The organism is Halorubrum sp. SS7, assembly GCF_005435055.1.
In the GTDB taxonomy this organism is placed as follows: Archaea; Halobacteriota; Halobacteria; order Halobacteriales; family Haloferacaceae; genus Halorubrum; species Halorubrum salinarum.
Window position 1 is genome coordinate 1 of sequence record NZ_SGXV01000069.1, and the last position, 2,053, is coordinate 2,053.

General features: G+C 48.1%; 2 protein-coding genes, 1 tRNA gene and 1 pseudogene. 2 read left to right on the forward strand and 2 right to left on the reverse strand.

Going from position 1 to position 2,053, the window contains the following annotated elements; genetic code table 11:
- Nucleotides 1-127 (forward strand): annotated as a pseudogene (locus EXE44_RS21550) (GTP 3',8-cyclase MoaA); the annotation flags it as partial.
- 25 nt (nt 128-152) lie between these two features.
- Here the strand turns inward: EXE44_RS21550 and EXE44_RS21935 are convergent.
- A complete protein-coding gene (locus EXE44_RS21935; RefSeq protein ID WP_255510196.1) occupies nt 153-278 on the reverse strand; it encodes a hypothetical protein in 126 nt (41 codons plus the stop codon).
- A gap of 397 nt (nt 279-675) precedes the next feature.
- Between EXE44_RS21935 and EXE44_RS16550 the strand changes: the two genes are divergently transcribed.
- Entirely contained in the window at nt 676-1,551 is an 876-nt protein-coding gene (locus EXE44_RS16550) for a Fic family protein (RefSeq protein ID WP_137694970.1), read from the forward strand.
- A gap of 350 nt (nt 1,552-1,901) precedes the next feature.
- Here EXE44_RS16550 and EXE44_RS16555 read toward each other — a convergent pair.
- Nucleotides 1,902-1,976, reverse strand: a tRNA-Arg gene (locus tag EXE44_RS16555).
- Between the last annotated feature and the right edge of the window lie 77 nt (nt 1,977-2,053).

The window sequence follows — 2,053 nt, forward strand, 5'->3', positions numbered from 1 at the left end:
CGCGGAGACGTTCGAGGAAGTGGTGGCGAACCGCGTGCCCTACTACGGCGAGTACCTCGTCGAGGGCGACGACGGCGAGTACGAACTGAACGAGAAGTACCTGGGGACGCCGAGCGTGGCGGATTGAGGTCTCAGTCGACGTCCGTGGTCAGTTAGCGGTTCTTCGCGTAGGCGATCCCGCCGTCCGGCCCGACCGCGGCCTGGACAACCTGGTCCGCGACGGCGGTATCGGCGAGCAGCCCGTCGTAGTCGGCGTCCCTGAGGTCTCGTCGGTACACGTGTCTGGGTGTGGTGAGTGGTACTTGGGCGTATGGCTCGCGGAAGGGGTATCACGTCGAACATGGTCAGATCTACGGGCGGAAACGCTACCTAATTAGCATAGGAGCTGACATAAGAGATGGCAGTATAGTCGATACCGTCGAGATCGTTGAGAACGAGGATTCCCACGCCAACTACGACAGCATCCCCGTCACCCATGAGGCATAAAGAATGCCTCAACTGTAACGGCAATATCCGCTTAATTGGCGAAATGGCTCAGGAGGGATTGAAGAAACGACCCCAGTTGTCGCGAATCGCGTGTATACCACGATGAATACAGGATTAACGAGAAGTATAAGCACAAATATTTTAACAATTTGTAGCAATTTGGCTGTATCTGATTTGGAGACAGAATAAATGACAGACACTTACCCGCTACCATGGCGACAATCAATGGGGCCGTCCAGCCTTTCGGACATTGAAATTCTGGAAAATATCGATGAAAGTGATACAATATCTATCAAATATTTGTCTAAGTCTCGGAGGTCAAAAAGTAGGCTTCGACGCCAATGTGAATATTTGGAAAGGGTTGGTTTAATTGAGCAAAGAGGAAATGAATTGTATAGCTTATCCACTAAGGGCCAAAAAGTGGTAGATGGCGAGGTTAACCCCCCTCAGTCAGATGGTTATCTTGATCTAAACTCGTTATTGAATTTGGGACAAAACAGAATAATTGATTTATCTTTCGTGAATCAAGAGGATATAAAACAAATAAACCACAATATTTTCATAGAAACGAGAGATCCCGATATAGAGTCAGAACATGAATACTCTGTAGATGTTCGAGACGCTAGGCGGGAAGATCGAAAAGTGCTATCTGTAAAAAAATGGAAATTGGACCGAATAATTCGCGAATTCCCTCGGATAGAGCCGGTAACGTCTCAGTGTGCTCACTGGGTAACTACTATTGTTTCATTCCACCCATTTCCAGATGCCAATCATCGAACTGCGATGATTACACTAGGCAGATTGATGATAGGTAATGAGATAATTGATGAAAACCATGAGTGGCCGGGAAGTGATATTGAAATTGGAAAGGCGGTTCTGCTTTCCAAGTATCATCGCCATCTATATCCAGAGCGCAAATTTGAGCGGCTTTGGAAGAAAAACACTCTATATTGGCACTGGTATCAGTACTTTGAATATTTATTATTTGATGTTGAATACCCAGCACTAGCTCATCATACCGAGCAGGAGCTACGTGAGAAATTAAAACAGATTAGAGAAAGGTAGGATCTATTCGGAATCTACAGTCCCCATCTTGACGTAGGCACTCTTTTTCTTTTCCATATGCTTCTGCATTTTTTCTTCTAATTCTTGGCGGTCCATATCTGCTATTGTGTCTGGTAGCGTCTTATACTTTGTCTCATCTTGTCCAGAGACTTTGTTGGAAATAAGAGGTAGTACAAGCGCTATTTTCCACTCACAACCGTAAGCCCATCTCGATGGCGTTGCTCCAATAACGAGCACGGTGGGATTCGAACCAAAATCAGACGTGCTCGCTCACTACGTTCGCTGCGCGCGACTGATAGGGTTCGAATCCCCTGCGTGCCGGTTCGCTCGTCGCTTCGCTCCTCGCTGTACGGGCACAGTGGGATTCGAACCCACGACCATCGGATTAGAAGTCCGACGCTCTATCCGGGCTGAGCTATGTGCCCTCATCGGCTTTTGATCCCCCGAGTCTAAAAAACGCCCGCGGTTCGCGCCGCCCGCGGGCCAACAGCAGACCTAAGTC